At 66.9% G+C, this 17285-nt stretch carries 20 protein-coding genes; 16 read left to right on the top strand and 4 right to left on the bottom strand.

The window, feature by feature from the left end:
* Nucleotides 1–9 precede the first annotated feature (9 nt).
* On the top strand, nt 10–534 hold the full coding sequence (locus CFB52_RS14910; RefSeq protein WP_059642699.1) for an O-acetyl-ADP-ribose deacetylase: 525 nt from the start codon (nt 10–12) through the stop codon (nt 532–534).
* Between the two features lie 33 nt (nt 535–567).
* On the opposite strand, the gene trmL is transcribed toward CFB52_RS14910, so the two are convergent.
* On the bottom strand, nt 568–1038 hold the full coding sequence (gene trmL, locus CFB52_RS14905; RefSeq protein ID WP_099316851.1) for a tRNA (uridine(34)/cytosine(34)/5-carboxymethylaminomethyluridine(34)-2'-O)-methyltransferase TrmL: 471 nt from the start codon (nt 1036–1038) through the stop codon (nt 568–570).
* A 99-nt stretch (nt 1039–1137) separates the two neighbouring features.
* A complete protein-coding gene (locus CFB52_RS14900) occupies nt 1138–1935 on the bottom strand; it encodes a ComF family protein (RefSeq protein WP_099316850.1) in 798 nt (265 codons plus the stop codon).
* Between the two features lie 81 nt (nt 1936–2016).
* On the opposite strand from CFB52_RS14900, the gene CFB52_RS14895 reads away from it, so the two are divergent.
* The 8 genes from CFB52_RS14895 (at nt 2017) to CFB52_RS14860 (ending at nt 9094) form a co-directional block, all read left to right on the top strand.
* The gene (locus CFB52_RS14895; protein ID WP_099316849.1) at nt 2017–2982 is read left to right on the top strand and encodes a methyltransferase domain-containing protein; all 966 of its coding nucleotides are present in this window, start codon (nt 2017–2019) and stop codon (nt 2980–2982) included.
* A 195-nt stretch (nt 2983–3177) separates the two neighbouring features.
* Nucleotides 3178–3702, top strand: a complete 525-nt coding sequence (locus CFB52_RS14890; RefSeq protein WP_059576125.1) for a DUF2244 domain-containing protein — start codon at nt 3178–3180, stop codon at nt 3700–3702.
* Nucleotides 3703–3758: 56 nt separating this feature from the next.
* Nucleotides 3759–5348: a cytochrome c oxidase subunit II gene (gene coxB, locus CFB52_RS14885; RefSeq protein ID WP_099316848.1), complete on the top strand. Its 1590-nt coding sequence runs from the start codon at nt 3759–3761 to the stop codon at nt 5346–5348.
* A 43-nt stretch (nt 5349–5391) separates the two neighbouring features.
* Nucleotides 5392–6999, top strand: a complete 1608-nt coding sequence (gene ctaD / locus CFB52_RS14880) for a cytochrome c oxidase subunit I (protein WP_006477731.1) — start codon at nt 5392–5394, stop codon at nt 6997–6999.
* An 80-nt stretch (nt 7000–7079) separates the two neighbouring features.
* Nucleotides 7080–7220 (top strand): cytochrome oxidase small assembly protein, encoded by a 141-nt coding sequence (locus tag CFB52_RS34625; protein WP_006486385.1) that lies wholly within the window; start codon nt 7080–7082, stop codon nt 7218–7220.
* A gap of 35 nt (nt 7221–7255) precedes the next feature.
* On the top strand, nt 7256–7867 hold the full coding sequence (locus CFB52_RS14870) for a cytochrome c oxidase assembly protein (RefSeq protein WP_034208453.1): 612 nt from the start codon (nt 7256–7258) through the stop codon (nt 7865–7867).
* Between the two features lie 16 nt (nt 7868–7883).
* Entirely contained in the window at nt 7884–8084 is a 201-nt protein-coding gene (locus CFB52_RS14865) for a DUF2970 domain-containing protein (protein WP_059576130.1), read from the top strand.
* 152 nt (nt 8085–8236) lie between these two features.
* The gene (locus CFB52_RS14860; RefSeq protein WP_006486364.1) at nt 8237–9094 is read left to right on the top strand and encodes a cytochrome c oxidase subunit 3; all 858 of its coding nucleotides are present in this window, start codon (nt 8237–8239) and stop codon (nt 9092–9094) included.
* A 184-nt stretch (nt 9095–9278) separates the two neighbouring features.
* On the opposite strand, the gene CFB52_RS14855 is transcribed toward CFB52_RS14860, so the two are convergent.
* On the bottom strand, nt 9279–9488 hold the full coding sequence (locus CFB52_RS14855) for a twin transmembrane helix small protein (RefSeq protein ID WP_006477735.1): 210 nt from the start codon (nt 9486–9488) through the stop codon (nt 9279–9281).
* Between the two features lie 84 nt (nt 9489–9572).
* Between CFB52_RS14855 and CFB52_RS14850 the strand changes: the two genes are divergently transcribed.
* From CFB52_RS14850 to CFB52_RS14830, 5 genes are read left to right on the top strand one after another with little or no spacing between them, the layout of a single operon-like run.
* Complete coding sequence (locus CFB52_RS14850; RefSeq protein ID WP_059642790.1) at nt 9573–10283, top strand: SURF1 family protein; 711 nt, start codon at nt 9573–9575, stop codon at nt 10281–10283.
* Between the two features lie 60 nt (nt 10284–10343).
* Nucleotides 10344–10970, top strand: a complete 627-nt coding sequence (locus tag CFB52_RS14845; RefSeq protein ID WP_099316846.1) for a cytochrome C oxidase subunit I — start codon at nt 10344–10346, stop codon at nt 10968–10970.
* 25 nt (nt 10971–10995) lie between these two features.
* A complete protein-coding gene (locus CFB52_RS14840) occupies nt 10996–12108 on the top strand; it encodes a heme A synthase (RefSeq protein WP_099316845.1) in 1113 nt (370 codons plus the stop codon).
* Between the two features lie 8 nt (nt 12109–12116).
* Nucleotides 12117–13019 (top strand): heme o synthase, encoded by a 903-nt coding sequence (gene cyoE, locus CFB52_RS14835; RefSeq protein ID WP_059576139.1) that lies wholly within the window; start codon nt 12117–12119, stop codon nt 13017–13019.
* Nucleotides 13020–13037: 18 nt separating this feature from the next.
* Nucleotides 13038–13655 carry an SCO family protein gene (locus CFB52_RS14830; protein ID WP_059576142.1) on the top strand — a complete coding sequence of 206 codons (618 nt, stop codon included), beginning with the start codon at nt 13038–13040 and terminating at the stop codon, nt 13653–13655.
* A 139-nt stretch (nt 13656–13794) separates the two neighbouring features.
* Here the strand turns inward: CFB52_RS14830 and CFB52_RS14825 are convergent, their stop codons facing one another.
* Nucleotides 13795–14085: a YciI family protein gene (locus tag CFB52_RS14825; RefSeq protein WP_006477740.1), complete on the bottom strand. Its 291-nt coding sequence runs from the start codon at nt 14083–14085 to the stop codon at nt 13795–13797.
* A 254-nt stretch (nt 14086–14339) separates the two neighbouring features.
* On the opposite strand from CFB52_RS14825, the gene CFB52_RS14820 reads away from it, so the two are divergent.
* Together CFB52_RS14820 and CFB52_RS14815 are read left to right on the top strand one after the other, a co-directional pair.
* Entirely contained in the window at nt 14340–15980 is a 1641-nt protein-coding gene (locus CFB52_RS14820; protein ID WP_099316844.1) for a methyl-accepting chemotaxis protein, read from the top strand.
* 209 nt (nt 15981–16189) lie between these two features.
* Nucleotides 16190–17005 (top strand): MetQ/NlpA family ABC transporter substrate-binding protein, encoded by an 816-nt coding sequence (locus CFB52_RS14815; RefSeq protein WP_059576148.1) that lies wholly within the window; start codon nt 16190–16192, stop codon nt 17003–17005.
* Nucleotides 17006–17285: the final 280 nt, after the last annotated feature.

The following is a 17285-nucleotide window of genomic DNA, read 5'->3' as shown; positions in this document are numbered from 1 at the left end:
GAGGTTGTCATGCTGCAGATCCATTCCACCACGCTCGATGCACAGCTCGTCGACATCACGACGCTCGACGTCGATGCGATCGTCAACGCCGCGAACGGCTCGCTGCTCGGCGGGGGCGGCGTCGACGGCGCGATCCACCGCGCGGCCGGCCCCGGCCTGCTCGCCGAGTGCCGCACGCTCGGCGGCTGCGACACCGGCGACGCGAAGCTCACGCGCGGCCACGGGTTGCCGGCGCGCTACGTGATCCACGCGGTCGGGCCCGTCTGGCACGGCGGCGCGCGCGGCGAGGCCGAGCTGCTCGCGTCGTGCTACCGGCGCGCGATCGAGCTGGCCGAAGAAGTGGCCGCGACGTCGATCGCGTTTCCCGCGATCAGTTGCGGCGTCTACCGCTATCCGGCCGAAGCCGCCGTCGACATCGCGGTCGGCACCGTCGCCGAGATGCTCGCGCAGGCGCCGAATCTCGCACGCGTGGTGTTCGCGTGCTTTTCCCCCGACATCTACGACCTGTACCGCGCGCGGCTCGCGCGAACCTGACGGGCTCCGCGCCGCGGATTGCGCCAGCGAGCGTCACGCGCCGCCTTCGAAGCCGGCCTGGCGCCACGCCTCGAACACGACCACCGCGACCGTGTTCGACAGGTTCAGGCTGCGGTTGTCCGGCCGCATCGGCAGCCGCACGCGCTGTTCGTTCGGGAAGCGGTCGAGCAGCTCGGCGGGCAGGCCGCGCGTTTCCGAGCCGAACACGAACCAGTCGCCGGGCAGGAACGCACGATCGTGGAAGCGGCCCGAGCCGCGCGTCGTGAACGCGAACATCCGCGCGGGATCGGGCGTTTCGGCGGCGACGAACGCGTCCCAGTCGCGGTGCACGCGCATCTGCGCATACTCGTGATAGTCGAGGCCGGCGCGACGCATCCGCGCGTCGTCGAGCGGAAAGCCGAGCGGCTCGATCAGGTGCAGGTGCGCGCCGGTGTTCGCGCACAGGCGGATCACGTTGCCGGTGTTCGGCGGAATTTCGGGGGCGACGAGGACGACGTTGAACATGTTTCGGTTTGGCTGGGGCGGCCGGAGCGGCGCAACGCGCGTGCATCCGGCCGGCCGGTTCGTGACGGCCGCGCGCGGGCGGCCGGCCTTTCCATCTAATTAATCCTTGGCGGTGCGCAGCGCAACCAGATTCGTCACGCGCACGGCGCCCGCCGCCTTCAGCGCCTGCGCGGCCGCCGCGAGCGTCGCGCCGGACGTCATCACGTCGTCGACGAGCGCGACGTGGCGGCCGGCGACGCTGCCTGCCACCGCGAACGCCGCCATCACGTTGTCGTGCCGTGCGCGCCGATCGAGCCGCGACTGCGGCGCGGTGTCGGCGACGCGCGCGAGCAGGGCCGCGTCCGCTGGCACGCCGAGCCGGCGCGCGAGCGGACGCGCGATCGCCCACGCCTGGTTGTAGCCGCGCGCGACGAGCCGCCGGTGCGACAGCGGCACCGGCGCGACGAGGTCGAAGCCGCTCGCGCCGCGCGTATCGTCGACCAGCCGTGCGAGGCGGGCCGCGAATTCGCCGCCGAGCGCGAGCCGCGCGTGAAACTTCAGGCCGCGCGCGAGCCCGTCGAGCGGCGCGCGGTAATCGGCGAGCGCGAGCGTCGCATCGAACGGCGGCGGCGCGGTGCGGCACGCGTCGCACCGGTACGCGGCCGCGCGGCCGGTGCCCGCGCGTCCGCCAGCGGGCGATCGTGCCTGCCCGACGCCGAGCGGCAGCGCGCACACGTCGCAGCGCAGCCGCGCTTCATTCCAGTACGCGGCATCGCAGGCACCGCAAATCACGGTGTGTGACAAATTGCCGCACAACGCGCAGCGATTCGGCAACGTGACCGCGGCAACGCGCACGACCAGCGTTCGAACCTGCGACAAAACGACGCGCATCGTGCGCCCGGCGGAACCGCGGACCATCGCAACACTCCTGGCATGCCGCCTCAATGAAGCTTGCGAGGCGAGCGAGTATACTTCGGGCTCTTCGCCAGTGTGCCCGACATGTCCCCAGCTTCGACTTCAACCGGCCGTCCGGCCAATGACGCCAGGCGCCTGCGGCGGATCTTCGACCGCCGTGCCGCCACGTTCGATGCGGTTGCGTTCCTGCCGCGCGAGATCGCGCAGCGGATGAACGAGCGCCTCGAATACATCAAGGTGAGCCCCGCGGCCGTGCTCGATGCGGGCTGCGGCCCGGGCGACGACCTGCCGGCGCTGCGCGCGCGCTTTCCGGAGGCGCCGGTGTTCGGCGTGGACCTGTCCGGCGCGATGCTCGCGCGGGCCGGTCAGCGCGAGGTCGAGCAGACCACCTGGCGCCGCTGGCTGCCGGCCTCGCTCGGCCGGGCGCTGGGCCAGCGCGGCCCGCGCGTCGCGCAGGCCGATTTCGCGGCGCTGCCGTTTCCCGGCGGCGCATTCGACCTGATCTGGTCGAATCTCGCGCTCCACTGGCATTCGCGTCCCGATACCGTCTTCCCCGAATGGCAGCGCGTGCTGCGCGTGAACGGGCTGCTGATGTTCAGCACGCTCGGCCCGGACACGCTGCGCGAGCTGCGCGCCGCCTGCGCGGACGCCGAAGCCGTGCTCGGCATCGCGCCGCCCGCCGCGCGCGTGATCGATTTCGTCGACATGCACGACCTCGGCGACATGCTCGTCGAGAGCGGCTTCGAGATTCCCGTGATGGACCAGGAAGTGCTGACCGTCACGTACAAATCCGCCGATTCCCTGCTGGCCGACGTGCGCCGCTGGGGCGCCTATCCGTTCGCGCGCACGGCGCCGCCGCACGCGGCGCGGCGCTTTCGCGCGGCGCTCGGCGACGCGCTGGACGCGCGCCGGCGCGAGGACGGCACGATCCCGCTGACGTTCGAGGTGATCTACGGCCACGCGTGGAAGGCCGTGCCGCGCACGACCGCCGAAGGGCACGGGATCGTGCGCATCGAGGACATCGGCAAGGGGCGCCCGAAGAATCGATAAAGCGGTAAAGAGGGGTTTTGTTATGTCCGAAATTAGCGGTGCAAAGCGGGGTCGAATTGGCGGCTAAAACGGCCGGAAAGCTTGTCGCGCTTGGCTTGGCGGGCGATAGGCGCTTGCTTGTGGATGCCATTGAACCCGCCTATAATGCGTCAGCTTGTCGTCCCGGGGTCCCCGCAATACGGGCCGGCGAGTCCGATGCAGGCATGCATCGCATGCCATTCGCGTGAGGCGGCGATGGAAGCAGCGAACGTTTTGGCGGAGACGGCGGACAGCGAACCGGTCCTCGAAGACTGGCTCATGAAACGCAACTGTTCGGTGTCGCCGCGCCAGTTCGTGCTGTTTTACGCGTCGCTCGCGGGCTTCTCGCTGGCGATCGCGGCGTTGCTGATGTGGAGAGGGGCCTGGCTCGTCATGCCCTTCACCGGAATCGAGTTGCTGGCGGTGGGTGTCGCATTCGCGATCTATGCTCGCCATGCGGTCGACTACGAGCGCATCAGGCTGTTTCCGCACCGGCTCGTGATCGAGCGGATGGATGCGGAGCGGCTCACGCAGATCGAATTCAACCCGCGCTGGGTGCGGGTCGAGCCGGGTGCGACGCCACGCGATCCGATTCGGCTGGTGTCGCGCGGGCAGACCGTCGTGATCGGGCAGCATCTCGCGCAGTACAAGCGTGCGCAGTTCGCCGACGAGCTGCGTGCGTCGCTCAGGCGCTGCGGCTGACGAGGCGCGGTCAATGGCCGGAACAGGCCGGCGGCTTGCGACGGGGGAGGGTTTGAATGGAAATTTTGGGTAAGGATGCTATGAAAACAATCAAGCGAGCCCTCGCGGGCGTGCTGGCATGCAGCGGATTGCTCTTTGCCGGTGCGGCCCTGGCGGTCGGTGATAGCCCGGGCGGCCCCCGTGTCAACGAGATCAACTTTCAGCCGCCTGTCACGAAGATCGCCGAGGAGCTCTACGATCTCCACACGATGATGCTGATCCTGTGTACGGTGATCTTCGTCGGCGTGTTCGGCGTGATGTTCTATTCGATCTTCGCGCACCGCAAATCCAAGGGCCACAAGGCCGCCAATTTCCATGAAAGCACGACCGTCGAGATCATCTGGACGATCGTGCCGTTCGTCATCGTCGTGCTGATGGCGCTGCCGGCGACGAAGGCCGTCGTCGCGATGAAGGACACGACGAACGCCGATCTCACGATCAAGGTCACCGGCTACCAGTGGAAGTGGGGCTACGACTACGTGAAGGGCCCGGGCGAGGGCATCGGCTTCCTGTCGACGCTGACCACCCCGCGCGACGAAGTGATGGGCAAGAAGCCGATCACCGACACCTATCTGCAGGAAGTCGACAACCCGCTCGTCGTGCCGGTCAACAAGAAGATCCGCATCATCACGACCGCGAACGACGTCGTCCACTCGTGGTACGTGCCCGCGTTCGGCGTGAAGCAGGATGCGATCCCCGGCTTCGTGCGCGACACGTGGTTCAAGGCCGACAAGGTCGGCACGTTCCGCGGTTTCTGTACCGAGCTGTGCGGCAAGGAACACGCGTACATGCCGGTCGTGGTCGAAGTCCTGTCGGACGACGATTACGCGAAGTGGGTCACCGCGCAGAAGGCCAAGCTGGCGAGCGCCGCGGTCGATCCGAACAAGGTCTACACGATGGCCGAACTCGTCGCGCACGGCGAGGAAGTCTACAAGGCGAACTGCGCGGCCTGCCACCAGGTGAACGGCAAGGGCCTCGGCGCATTCCCGGCGATGGACGGCAGCCCGATCGTGAACGGCCCGATCGCCGCGCACGTCGAGCGCGTGCTGCACGGCAAGGGCGCGATGCCGTCGTGGGCGTCGCTGTCGGATCTCGACATCGCTTCGGTCGTCACGTACGAACGCAACTCGTGGGGCAACCACAAGAACGACCTGCTGCAGCCGAAGCAAGTAGCCGACGCACGCAACGGCAAGCTGCCGGAAGACACGGCGGGCGCGGCAGCGGCACCGGCTGAAGCGGCTTCGGCGCCGGCGCAAGCCGCGTCGGGCGCAGAGCAGCCGGCGGCGGCATCGGCCGCGCTGTCGACGATCTACTTCGAAACGGGCAAGAGCGTGTTGCCGGCCGACGCAAAAGCGGCGATCGCCGCCGCGGCCGACTATGCGAAGGCGCATCCGGACGCGAAGCTCGCGCTGTCGGGCTTCACCGACAAGACGGGCTCGGCCGACGCGAACGCCGAACTCGCGAAGCATCGTGCACAAGCCGTGCGCGATGCGCTGAAGGCAGCAGGCGTGGCGGAAGACCACATCATTCTCAAAAAGCCGGAAACGATCACGGGCGGGGCTGACGCGAAGGAAGCCCGGCGTGTCGAGATCGGCCCGGCGGCTTGACGTGTCGCTGAGTTAGTCGACGTATTCGCATTAGGAGATTCTCATGTCTAGCATCGGGCACGACGTAGCCGCGGACCACGCGCACGACGACCACGCGCACGAAGCCCCGCACGGCTGGCGTCGCTGGCTGTTCGCCACCAACCACAAGGACATCGGTACGCTGTACCTGCTGTTCTCGTTCATCATGTTCCTGTCGGGCGGCGTGATGGCGCTCGGCATCCGTGCCGAGCTGTTCGAGCCGGGCCTGCAGATCATGCGTCCGGAGTTCTTCAACGAACTCACGACGATGCACGGCCTGATCATGGTGTTCGGCGCGATCATGCCGGCGTTCGTCGGCTTCGCGAACTGGATGATTCCGCTGCAGATCGGCGCATCCGACATGGCGTTCGCGCGGATGAACAACTTCAGCTTCTGGCTGCTGCCGGTCGCGGCGGTGCTGCTGGTCGGCTCGTTCTTCGCGCCGGGCGGCGCGACGGCCGCCGGCTGGACGCTGTACGCGCCGCTGTCGACGCAGATGGGCCCGGGCATGGACTTCGCGATCTTCGCGGTCCACATCATGGGCGCGTCGTCGATCATGGGCGGGATCAACATCGTCGTGACGATCCTGAACATGCGCGCACCGGGCATGACGCTGATGAAGATGCCGATGTTCGCGTGGACGTGGCTGATCACCGCGTACCTGCTGATCGCCGTGATGCCGGTTCTGGCGGGCGCGATCACGATGGTGCTGTTCGACCGTCACTTCGGCACGTCGTTCTTCAACGCGGCAGGCGGCGGCGACCCGGTGATGTACCAGCACATCTTCTGGTTCTTCGGCCACCCCGAGGTGTACATCATGATTCTGCCGGCGTTCGGGATCGTGTCGCAGGTGATCCCGGCGTTCGCACGCAAGACGCTGTTCGGCTATAGCTCGATGGTGTACGCGACGGCGTCGATCGCGATCCTGTCGTTCATGGTCTGGGCGCACCACATGTTCGCCACGGGCATGCCGGTCACCGGCCAGCTGTTCTTCATGTACGCGACGATGCTGATCGCGGTGCCGACGGGCGTGAAGGTGTTCAACTGGCTCGCGACGATGTGGCGCGGCTCGATGACGTTCGAAACCCCGATGCTGTTCGCGATCGGCTTCCTGTTCGTGTTCACGTTCGGCGGCCTGACGGGCCTGATGCTCGCGATGGCGCCGCTCGACATCCAGTATCACGGCACCTACTTCGTGGTCGCGCACTTCCACTACGTGCTGGTGGCCGGCTCGCTGTTCGCGCTGTTCTCGGGCTGGTACTACTGGGCGCCGAAGTGGACGGGCTGGATGTACAACGAGACGCGCGGCAAGATCCACTTCTGGGCGTCGATGATCTTCTTCAACCTGACGTTCTTCCCGATGCACTTCGTCGGTCTCGCGGGCATGCCGCGCCGCTATGCGGACTACCCGGCGCAGTTCACGGACTTCAACCAGGTGGCGACGATCGGCGCATTCGGCTTCGGCCTCGCGCAGGTGTACTTCCTGTTCGCGGTCGCGCTGCCGGCCTACCGTGGCGGCGGCGAGCTGGAAAAGGCGTCCGACAAGCCGTGGGACGGCGCGACGGGCCTCGAGTGGACGGTGCCGAGCCCGGCTCCGTTCCACACGTTCGAGCAACCGCCGCACGTCGAATAAGTTTTACCGAGCGCTCCGCCGCTGCCTGCCGCGCAGGCAGGCGCGGCGGGCGCGAAACTGAGGTTTCAGCGAAGTTTCAGATGACCCGGAATCCACAAGAAAGACGAACGCCCGAGCAGATCCGCGCGGGCAACAAGCGGCTCGGCCTCACCCTGCTCGTCATCGCCGCCGTTTTTTTCGTGGGTGTCGTGATCAAGCAGTGGTGGCTGTCCACCCACTGATGCAGCAACTGACGCAGTAGCGAGGAAGTCGTCGTATGTCGAAGCCGGAAGAGGGCGCCGTGGATCGCGCGTTCAATCGTTCGATGCTGGTGAAGCTCTTCGTCGTGGCCGGGCTGATGTTCGGTTTCGGCTTCGCGCTGATCCCGATGTATCGGGCGATCTGCCAGATCACCGGCATCAACAACCTGGTGCAGCGCGATGTCAGCGAGCGCGAGGTGAAGAACTCGCAGGTCGACTACAGCCGCACGGTGTCGGTCGAGTTCGATGCGAACGCACGCGGGCCGCTCGGGTTCAAGCCGGAGCACAACAGCCTCGACGTGCACCCGGGCGAACTGACGACGATCGTGTACGACGTGACGAACGGGCAGGGCCGGCCGGTCGTCGCGCAGGCGATTCCGAGCTACGCGCCGAAGCAGGCGACGGAGTTCTTCAAGAAGATCGAGTGCTTTTGCTTCACGCAGCAGACGCTGACCGCGAACGAGTCGCGCAAGATGCCGGTGGTGTTCGTGATCGACCCGAAATTGCCGAAGGACGTGAAGACGATCACGCTGTCGTACACGTTCTTCGAGCTGAATACCCCGGCCACGCCGGCCCCGGCGCAGCGCAGTACGGCGGCGGCGCAGGGTGCGGCGAAGCCGGACGCATGACGAAGGAGACGGGGCGATGACGGAAGCCAAGCGGAGCGGAACGTTCGGTCAGGCGCTGAAAGCGGTGCTGTGGTCGTTCTTCGGGGTGCGTAAGCGGCGCGACCTGGAGGCCGATGCGACACAGCTCAATCCGCTGCACGTGCTGATCGTCGCGTTGATCGCGGCCGGCGTGTTCATCGGCGTGCTGATCCTGATCGTGCGTGCGGTGGTGGGTTGAGGGCGCGGCGTGCACGGCTAGCGGCCAGACAGAATGCAGTGCGCGGCGCCACGGCGCGGCGTGCAGGAACGAGCGGTGGCGGTCTCGCCGCGCAAGAAATAAAGCCGGAGCGGTTTCCGGTACACAAATTGGACTGAAGTGGAGAATCAAGCATGAGCGGTCAAAACCAGACCCCGTACTATTTCGTGCCGCATCCGTCGCAGCATCCGATCAGCGCGGCCATCGGCCTGCTGGTCATGCTCGGCTCGGTAGCGCTGTGGATCAACGGTCACGACTGGGCGCCGTTCACGGCGCTGCTCGGCCTGCTGTGGTTGCTCTTCACGCTGTATCACTGGTTCGGCGACGCGATCGCCGAATCGGAAGGCGGTCATTACGGCAAGAACGTCGACAAGTCGTACCGCTGGAGCATGAGCTGGTTCATCTTCTCGGAAGTCATGTTCTTCGGCGCGTTCTTCGGCGCGCTGTTCTATGCGCGTGAAATCGCGCTGCACCAGCTCGGCAGCCTCGACTACAAGCTGATCTGGCCGGACTTCTCCGCCGTGTGGCCGAACGAAGGCCCCGCCGCGCTCGCCGGTCACTTCAAGACGATGGGCCCGTGGCCGGTCCCGACGCTGAACACCGCGTTCCTGCTGTCGTCGGGCGTGACGCTGACGATCTCGCACCACGCGCTGCGCGACGATCATCGCAAGAAGGCGATCGCATGGCTGGCCGCGACGCTCGTGTTCGGGATCTGCTTCCTGTTCCTGCAGGGCTTCGAGTACTACCACGCGTACAACGAACTGAACCTGACGCTGAACTCCGGCGTGTACGGTTCGACGTTCTTCCTGCTGACCGGCTTCCACGGCTTCCACGTGTTCCTCGGCGGCACGATGCTCGCGGTGGTGCTGGTGCGGATGATCCGCGGCCACTTCAAGCCCGATCATCACTTCGCATTCGAAGGCGCCGCGTGGTACTGGCACTTCGTCGACGTCGTCTGGCTCGGCCTGTACGTCGTCGTCTACTGGCTGTAAATGGAAAAACGGCCCGCGCAGCGATGCGCGGGCCGTTTTCATTGGTGTCGTGGGCGCGGCGGCGAAGCCGCGAGCGACACGGCCCCGGCGCCGCCGCGACTCAGTCAGGCGGCGCTTTTGCTTGGTGGCGCGGCCGTGCGGCTAAATGTCACAGCGGTCACGGCGTGCCACGGCGGCAACGGCATCAACGCCCGATCGGCAGGCCGGTCGAATGGATCCAGCCCATCCAGTTCGCGAACAGGATGAGCAGGAACAGCGACACCGACAGCCCGACGCGGGTGGCGAGCGACCAGACCATGCGTTTCGTGTGGCCGCGGTCGTGCATCATGAAGTAGAGCGCCGAGCCCATGCTGGCAATGATGAGGACGAAGGCGATGGGAACGAGGATGTGCATGACACGAACCGGACGACGGCAATTCGAAAGGAAGAGGATAATTATCGCACTTCGTGTTCGCGGATGTGCCGGGCGGGCCGCACGATGAAGATTCGCTGGCTGCCCGCGCTGCTGATCCTCGTCGTCGTCGCCGTCACGATCCGTCTCGGTTTCTGGCAGCGCGACCGCGCGCACCAGAAGGAAGCGCTGCAGGCGAGCATCGCGCGCTACGAGCAGGCGGCGCCCGTCGACATCGGCGCGCAGCCGGTTCCGCTCGCGTCGATCGAGTTTCATCGCGTGCGGGCAAAGGGCCGTTTCATGCCCGAGCAGGCGGTGTTCCTCGACAATCGGCCGTATAACGACCAGCCGGGCTTTTACGTCGTGATGCCGCTTAAACTCACGGGCGGCGGCGTCGTGCTCGTGAATCGCGGCTGGCTGCCGCGCAACATCGCCGATCGCACGGCGATCGAGCCGTTCGCGACGCCGGCGGGCGACGTCGAGATCGTCGGCATCGCGCGCGCCGACGCGTCGCGCGCGTTCGAGCTCGGCGAAGGCGGGTCGGCCGCGCACCAGAAGATCCGGCAGAACCTCGACGTCGCCGCGTATGCGAAGGAAACCGGGCTGCCGCTGCAGCCGTTCGTGATCCAGCAGACGAGCGACGACGGCGACAAGCTCGTGCGCGACTGGCCGGCGGCGACGACCGGCGTCGAGCGCAATTACGGTTACATGTTTCAGTGGTGGGCGATGGCGGCCGCCGCGCTCGGCTTCGGCCTGTACGCCGCGCGGCGTGCGGCGAAGAAGTCGGCCGGCGCGTGAGCGTCGTGCCAGGACGCGGCGCCGGCGCCGCGGGTTCGTTTCGAGAGGTCTGATTTGTCCATGCAATCTTCCCGTCAGGGTCCGGCCGCCGCGCCGATGTCGCAGGCGGCCCGCAAGCGCGGCCGCTGGATGCTCGTGCTGCTGGGGCTCGTGTGCGCCGCGCCGATGATCGCGTCGTACTTCACCTATTACGTGATCAAGCCGAAGGGCGGATCGACGAACTACGGCACGCTGATCGAGCCGCAGCGCCCGATCCCGACCGATCTGCACGTGACCGACGAAACCGGCAAGACGGTACCGCTGTCGTCGCTGCGCGGCGTCTGGCTGTTCGTGATGACCGACCGCAGCGCGTGCGACGACGCGTGCGCGAAGAAGCTCTATTTCATGCGGCAGATCCGCGTCACGCAGGCGGGCGAGCGGCACCGGATCACGATGGTGTGGCTGCGCGGCGATGCGGGCGCGGTGCCGCAGAAGGTGCTGGACGCGTATCCGGACACGCGCCGGCTCGTCGCCGATCCGGCCGCGGTGGCCGCGTGGCTGCCCGCCGACGCCGGCACGAAGGACAGCGACCACCTCTATCTGGTCGACCCGAACGGCAACCTGATGATGCGTTTCCCGAAAGACCCGAATCCCAGCAAGATCAAGTCGGACGTGACGAAGCTGCTGAAGTGGTCGAGCATCGGTTAAGGCGAGAGAACGAGGCACCATTCCGATGTCGTATCTACTGCAACTCGGCCTGATCGGCCTGTGCATCGCGCTGCTGCCGCTGTCGTACGTGTGGGTGAAGGCCGACGACGACAAGTTCCGCAAGCTCGTGTGGATCACCACGTTCCTGACCCTCGACCTCGTGATGTTCGGCGGCTTCACGCGGCTGACCGATTCGGGCCTCGGCTGCCCCGACTGGCCCGGCTGCTACGGCACGTCGTCGCCGTTCATCGCGCACGCGGCGATCACGGCCGCGCATCAGGCGATGCCGACGGGGCCCGTCAGCATGACGAAGGCGTGGATCGAGATGATCCACCGCTATTTCGCGATGGCGATCGGCGTGCTGATCATCGCGCAGGTGGTGATCGCGTGGGCCGCGCGGCTGCGCCGCCGCCCGCTGCACGTGTCGCCGTGGTGGCCGACGAGCCTGCTGCTGCTGATTCTCGTGCAGGGCGCGTTCGGCGCATGGACGGTCACGATGAAGCTGCAGCCGGTGATCGTCACGATCCACCTGCTGCTCGGCCTGACGCTGCTCGGCACGCTCGGCTGGCTTGCGGCGCGGCAGACGCCGCTGTCGTCGCATGACCCGGAGGCCGGGCGTTACCGCGCGGCCGCGCTCGCGGCGCTCGTGCTGCTCGTCGTGCAGATCGCGCTCGGCGGCTGGGTGAGCACCAATTACGCGGTGCTCGCGTGCACCGACTTCCCGACCTGCAACGGCCAGTGGATTCCGCCGATGGACTTCCAGCACGGCTTCCACCTGTGGCGCGCGCTCGGGATGACGAAGGACGGCGACGCGATCACGCAGGACGCGCTGGTGGCGATCCACTGGACGCACCGCACGTTCGCGTTCGTCGTGGTCGCGTACCTGGTTGCGTTCGCGCTGAAAATGCGCCGCTTCGAGTCGCTGCGGCGGCCCGCGAACGGCGTGCTGCTGGTCGTCCTGCTGCAGTTCGTGACGGGGCTGACCAACATCGTGCTGCAGTGGCCGCTGCCCGTCGCCGTCGCGCACAACGGCGGGGCCGCGATCCTGCTGCTGCTCGTCGTCATGTTAAACTTTCGCATCCTTTCAAGCCGCCCCGGCCGTGTCGCGCAGCCTGCGCGCGACGCCGCCCCGGCGTGACCGCCCCCATGCAAAGCACCCTCTCCCAATCGCCCGGTAGCCGCTTTTCCCAGTACATGGCGCTGACGAAGCCGCGCGTCACGCAGCTCGCGGTGTTCTGCGCGGTGATCGGCATGTTCCTCGCGACGCCGGGCATGGTGCCGTGGCATGTGCTGATCGGCGGCACGGTCGGCATCTGGCTGCTGGCCGGCGCCGCGTTCGCGATCAACTGCCTCGTCGAACAGAAGATCGACGCGATGATGCGCCGCACCGCGTGGCGTCCGTCCGCGCGCGGCGAGATCACGACGCCGCAGATCCTGCTGTTCTCGGCCGTGCTCGGCAGCGTCGGCGCCTGGACGCTCTATACGTTCACGAATCCGCTGACGATGTGGCTGACGATCGCGACGTTCGTCGGCTACGCGGTGGTCTACACGCTGCTGCTCAAGCCGATGACGCCGCAGAACATCGTGATCGGCGGCGCGTCGGGCGCGATGCCGCCGGCGCTCGGCTGGGCCGCCGTCACCGGCGCGGTGCCGGGCGACGCGTGGATCCTCGTGCTGATCATCTTCGTATGGACGCCGCCGCATTTCTGGGTGCTGGCGCTCTATCGCCGCAAGGATTACGAGAACGCCGGGCTGCCGATGCTGCCCGTCACGCACGGCGAGCAGTTCACGCGGCTGCACATCCTGCTGTACACGGTGATCCTGTTCGCGGTCACGATGATGCCGTTCATTTCCGGCATGAGCGGGGCCGTCTACCTGACGAGCGCGGTGCTGCTCGGCGCGGTGTTCCTCGCGTATGCGTGGAAGATCCATCGCGACTATTCGGACGAACTCGCCCGCAAGGCCTTCCGCTACTCGATCGTCTATCTGTCGCTGCTGTTCGTCGCGCTGCTCGTCGATCACTATGCACGCCCGCTGCTCGGCGTGTAACCGCACGGTTTGAACGCAATGCTCCCATCACGGTTCGGGCGCCGCGCGCGCCAAGGCTGGATGCTCGCGTGCGCATTCGCGGCAGCGCTGCTGCTCGCCGGATGCGACAACGCGCCGAAATTCCAGAATCTCGACATCACCGGCAACACGCAGTTCGGCAGCGACTTCTCGCTGCCCGATACGACCGGCAAGGTCCGCACGCTCGCCGACTTCAAGGGCAAGGCCGTCGTGATGTTCTTCGGCTATACGCACTGCCCGGACGTGTGCCCGACCACGATGGCCGAGCTCTCCGAAGCGCTGAAGCAGCTCGGGCCCGATGCCGCGAAGCGCGTGCAGGTGCTGTTCGTCACCGTCGATCCGGAGCGCGACACGCCGGCGCTGCTCGGCCAGTACGTGCCCGCGTTCGATCCGTCGTTCATCGGCCTGCGGCCGGCCGACGAAGCGGCGCTGAAGAAGGTCACGAAGGATTTCCGCGTGTATTACGCGAAGGTGCCCGGCAAGACGCCCGGCAGCTACACGATGGATCACACGGCCGCGAGCTACGTGTTCGACCGCGACGGCAAGCTGCGCCTGTTCGTGCGCGACGGCCAGGGCCCGGCCCCGTGGGTCCACGATCTTAAGCTGCTGGTCGACTGATCGGCAGCCGCCGGACGCCCGGCCCGGCGTTTTGCGTGACGGCCGTTCGCGCCGCCACGCTTTCCCTCTATCTTCGTCGTGTGCATGCGCTCCCGCCGGGCGGCGCGTCGGCATGCGCGCGTATCGCGCCGCAGCCGCGTTACGGCAGCGCCGGCACGTTGAAGCCGGAGGCGGCGCGCGTGATCCGGAATTCCGTCACGCGATAGGTGGCGAGCCCCTCGGTGACGAACGGGTCGGTCTCGAGGATCGCGTCGAGTTCGTCGCGATCGATGCGGGCCGCGAGGATCACGCCGCCTTCGCGCGGCACTTTCGGCCCCGCCGCGATGAAAATGCCCTTGTCGAATTGCGGCTGCAGATACGCGCGGTGGCGTTCGAGCGCGTCGTCGATGCGCTCGAGCGACGCGGTGTAGTGGATGTCGATGACGTACATGGATGGCCCTGGAATGATGCCGGCGCGCCGCGCACCGGCCAGCCGGTCTTTTTAGCACAGCGGATGCGGGCTGTCGCGCCGGCGAGCCGCGTGGCGGGCGGCGGGCGGCTGGTGGCGCTGCCAGTCGAACGCCGGTTCGCCGCGGCCGCGCGTATTCAAGATGTAAGCCTCGTTGCCGTAAATGAAAGAGCAACCGTTTGCGCGCGGCAGGCCGTTCGCGCGCCGGAGGCATCGACATCGACAGAGGCACGCAGATGAGCAGAATGAGTTTGAACCGCAAGCTGTGGCTCGCGCTTGCGCTGGTATGGATCGGTCTTCTGGGCGTCGGCGCATGGAGCGCCTACGAGACGCGCGCGACGATGCTCGCCGAACGCAAGGCGGGCATCGCGAATCTCGTCGATTCGGCGGCGGGCATCGTGAAGGCCTATCACGCGCTCGCGCAGAGCGGCACGCTGCCCGAGGCCGGCGCGAAGCGCGACGCGCTCGCGAGCCTCGCCGCGATGCGCTACGGCGATTCGGGCTACGTGTTCGTGATGGATTCGAAGCCGGTCGTGCTGATGCATCCGACGCTGCCGAAGCTCGTCAACACGCAGGTCGGCGACTATCTCGATCCGGACGGCAAGCCGCTGTTCGTGACGATCCTGAACGCGGCGAAGGCGACCGGCAGCGGATTCGCCGAATATCGCGGGCGGCTGCCGCACAGCGAGACGGCCGTGCCGAAGATCAGCTACGTCACGCGGTTCGCGCCGTGGGACTGGAACATCTCGAGCGGCGTGTTCCTGAAGGACATCGACACCGTCTACTACCGCACGCTGCTCGGCCACCTGGCCGTGGTGTTCGTGATCGGCCTCGTGATCAGCGCGGCGATGCTGGTGATCATCCGCAACGTGCGCGGCAGCCTCGGCGGCGAGCCGGACGAAGCGGCCGCGCTCGCGGCGCGCATCGCGCGGGGCGACCTCACGCAGCCGGTGCCGGTGCGCGCGGGCGACCGTACGAGCATGATGGCCGCGATGCACGACATGCAGGCGCGGCTGCAGGCGACGATCGGCGGGATTCGCCAGTCGGCCGAATCGATCGCGTCGGCGAGCCGCCAGATCTCGGCCGGCAACGACGACCTGTCGCAGCGCACCGAGGAGCAGGCCGCGTCGCTCGAGGAAACGGCCGCGAGCATGGAGCAACTGACCGCGACGGTGAAGCAGAACGCCGACAACGCGCGACAGGCGAGCGGGCTCGCGAACAACGCGTCGGACATCGCGCGCACGGGCAGCGACGTCGTGAACCGCGTGATCGGCACGATGGGCGAGATCGACGACAGCTCGCGCAAGATCGCCGACATCATCGGCGTGATCGAGGGCATCGCGTTCCAGACCAACATCCTCGCGCTGAACGCGGCGGTCGAGGCCGCGCGCGCGGGCGAGCAGGGCCGCGGCTTCGCGGTGGTCGCGGGTGAGGTGCGCTCGCTCGCGCAACGCAGCGCGACGGCCGCGAAGGAGATTCGCGCGCTGATCGTCGATTCGGTCGAGCGCGTGCGCAACGGCTCGGCGCTGGTCGGCCAGGCCGGCACGACGATGGGCGAGATCCTGCAGGCGGTCGCGCGCGTGACCGACATCATGGGCGAGATCGCGGCCGCGTCCGAGGAGCAGGCGAGCGGCATCACGCAGGTCGGCCGCGCGGTCACGCAGATGGACCAGGTGACGCAGCAGAACGCGGCGCTGGTCGAGGAAGCCGCGGCGGCGGCCGCGTCGCTGCAGGAACAGGCCGCGCGGCTGCGCGACGCGGTCGGCGCGTTCCGGGTCGGCAATGCCGGCGGCCCGTCGTCGCAGGGCGGCCGTGGCACGGCCGCCGAACCGGCATTCGGTAGCGCGAAGGCGGGCGACGGGCTGGCGGCGGTGTGACGCATGCCGCGTGAGGGGGATGCGTCGCGGCAGGAACGCAACTAACGGCCGAGTCGTGCAGCGGTCGCCGGCACTGCGCTGGTGCATACCCATATGAGCGGGATGTATTTCACTTCCCGCCGATCCTGTGACACCATTTGCCCCTTCGTGCGAGTCCGGGCATACCCGTATCGCGCCCCATTTCAGTCAAGCAAGAAAGCGAGAAACAGATGAAGCGTCGCAGTCTCCTGAAGGTATTTTCCGTGCTGGCCACCGGCGCCGCGCTGACGCTGTCGGCAGGCGCGCACGCCGAAGACAAGGTGATCAAGGTCGGCACGGTCGCCGGCCCGGATGCGCAAGTGTGGCAAGTCGTGCAGAAGGTCGCGAAGGAGAAGGAAGGCCTGAACGTGAAGGTCATCGAGTTCAACGACTACGTGCAGCCGAACGCGGCGCTCGATTCGGGCGACCTCGACGCGAACAGCTTCCAGCACCAGCCCTACCTCGACAGCCAGGTGAAGCAGCGCGGCTACAAGCTCGTCAGCGCGGGCCTGACCTACATCTCGCCGATCGGCGTGTATTCGAAGAAGTTCAAGTCGCTGAAGGATCTGCCGCAGGGCGCGAAGCTCGCGGTGCCGAACGATCCGTCGAACGAGAACCGCGCGCTGCTGCTGCTGCAGACGCAAGGCGTGATCAAGCTGAAGGCGGGCGCCGGCACGGGCGGCAACAACGCGACGGTGCTCGACATCGCCGAGAACCCGAAGAAGCTGAAGATCTCCGAACTCGACGCCGCGCAACTGCCGCGCGTGCTGTCGGACGTCGACGCGGCCGTGATCAACACGAACTACGCACTGGCTGCGAACCTGCAGCCGACCAAGGACGCGATTGCGCTCGAAGCGCTGACGAGCCCGTACGCGAACCTGATCGCCGTGCGCGCGAAGGACAAGGATCAGCCGTGGGTGAAGAAGCTGGTGAAGGCGTACCAGTCGCCGGAAGTGAAGGAATTCATCAAGAAGCAGTTCAAGGGCTCGATGGTCGCGTCGTTCTGAACGTGATCGGTTGATCGAATGAAGGCCTGCACGTGTGCAGGCCTTTTTTTCGTCGGCGGTGAACCGTGTTTTGTTGCCGTCGCGTAGGCGTTGCTCAAACCCGCTTTCACGCGTTTGATTTGCTACGGGCGAGGCAAGAAAAACGATCTCGAAATTGCACTCGCGTGTCGCCGATAATGAGGTTTTCTAACGGTCTGCCACATTCACATCTATCTTCGGCGCCGTCGTTTGAAGCTAAAACCAGTATGTAGCTTCCGGTACCTGCATCCCGCCGCCATTG

Source organism: Burkholderia sp. AU18528 (assembly GCF_002223215.2).
GTDB classification, from domain to species: Bacteria; Pseudomonadota; Gammaproteobacteria; order Burkholderiales; family Burkholderiaceae; genus Burkholderia; species Burkholderia semiarida.
The sequence above is the reverse complement of the archived record's forward strand: the minus strand, read 5'-3'. Positions and strand labels throughout refer to the sequence as shown.

Bases quoted from the DNA above. Each gene is read 5' to 3' on its own strand.
- CFB52_RS14855 (WP_006477735.1), bottom strand. From the start codon at position 9,488: ATGCACATCCTCGTTCCCATCGCCTTCGTCCTCATCATTGCCAGCATG.
- CFB52_RS14860 (WP_006486364.1), top strand. From the start codon at position 8,237: ATGAGCGGTCAAAACCAGACCCCGTACTATTTCGTGCCGCATCCGTCG.
- CFB52_RS14865 (WP_059576130.1), top strand. From the start codon at position 7,884: ATGACGGAAGCCAAGCGGAGCGGAACGTTCGGTCAGGCGCTGAAAGCG.
- cyoE (WP_059576139.1), top strand. From the start codon at position 12,117: ATGCAAAGCACCCTCTCCCAATCGCCCGGTAGCCGCTTTTCCCAGTAC.
- CFB52_RS14890 (WP_059576125.1), top strand. From the start codon at position 3,178: ATGCAGGCATGCATCGCATGCCATTCGCGTGAGGCGGCGATGGAAGCA.
- CFB52_RS14845 (WP_099316846.1), top strand. From the start codon at position 10,344: ATGCAATCTTCCCGTCAGGGTCCGGCCGCCGCGCCGATGTCGCAGGCG.
- ctaD (WP_006477731.1), top strand. From the start codon at position 5,392: ATGTCTAGCATCGGGCACGACGTAGCCGCGGACCACGCGCACGACGAC.
- CFB52_RS14825 (WP_006477740.1), bottom strand. From the start codon at position 14,085: ATGTACGTCATCGACATCCACTACACCGCGTCGCTCGAGCGCATCGAC.
- coxB (WP_099316848.1), top strand. From the start codon at position 3,759: ATGGAAATTTTGGGTAAGGATGCTATGAAAACAATCAAGCGAGCCCTC.
- CFB52_RS34625 (WP_006486385.1), top strand. From the start codon at position 7,080: ATGACCCGGAATCCACAAGAAAGACGAACGCCCGAGCAGATCCGCGCG.
- CFB52_RS14900 (WP_099316850.1), bottom strand. From the start codon at position 1,935: ATGGTCCGCGGTTCCGCCGGGCGCACGATGCGCGTCGTTTTGTCGCAG.
- CFB52_RS14830 (WP_059576142.1), top strand. From the start codon at position 13,038: ATGCTCCCATCACGGTTCGGGCGCCGCGCGCGCCAAGGCTGGATGCTC.
- CFB52_RS14840 (WP_099316845.1), top strand. From the start codon at position 10,996: ATGTCGTATCTACTGCAACTCGGCCTGATCGGCCTGTGCATCGCGCTG.
- CFB52_RS14820 (WP_099316844.1), top strand. From the start codon at position 14,340: ATGAGCAGAATGAGTTTGAACCGCAAGCTGTGGCTCGCGCTTGCGCTG.
- CFB52_RS14895 (WP_099316849.1), top strand. From the start codon at position 2,017: ATGTCCCCAGCTTCGACTTCAACCGGCCGTCCGGCCAATGACGCCAGG.
- CFB52_RS14815 (WP_059576148.1), top strand. From the start codon at position 16,190: ATGAAGCGTCGCAGTCTCCTGAAGGTATTTTCCGTGCTGGCCACCGGC.
- CFB52_RS14910 (WP_059642699.1), top strand. From the start codon at position 10: ATGCTGCAGATCCATTCCACCACGCTCGATGCACAGCTCGTCGACATC.
- CFB52_RS14850 (WP_059642790.1), top strand. From the start codon at position 9,573: ATGAAGATTCGCTGGCTGCCCGCGCTGCTGATCCTCGTCGTCGTCGCC.
- trmL (WP_099316851.1), bottom strand. From the start codon at position 1,038: ATGTTCAACGTCGTCCTCGTCGCCCCCGAAATTCCGCCGAACACCGGC.
- CFB52_RS14870 (WP_034208453.1), top strand. From the start codon at position 7,256: ATGTCGAAGCCGGAAGAGGGCGCCGTGGATCGCGCGTTCAATCGTTCG.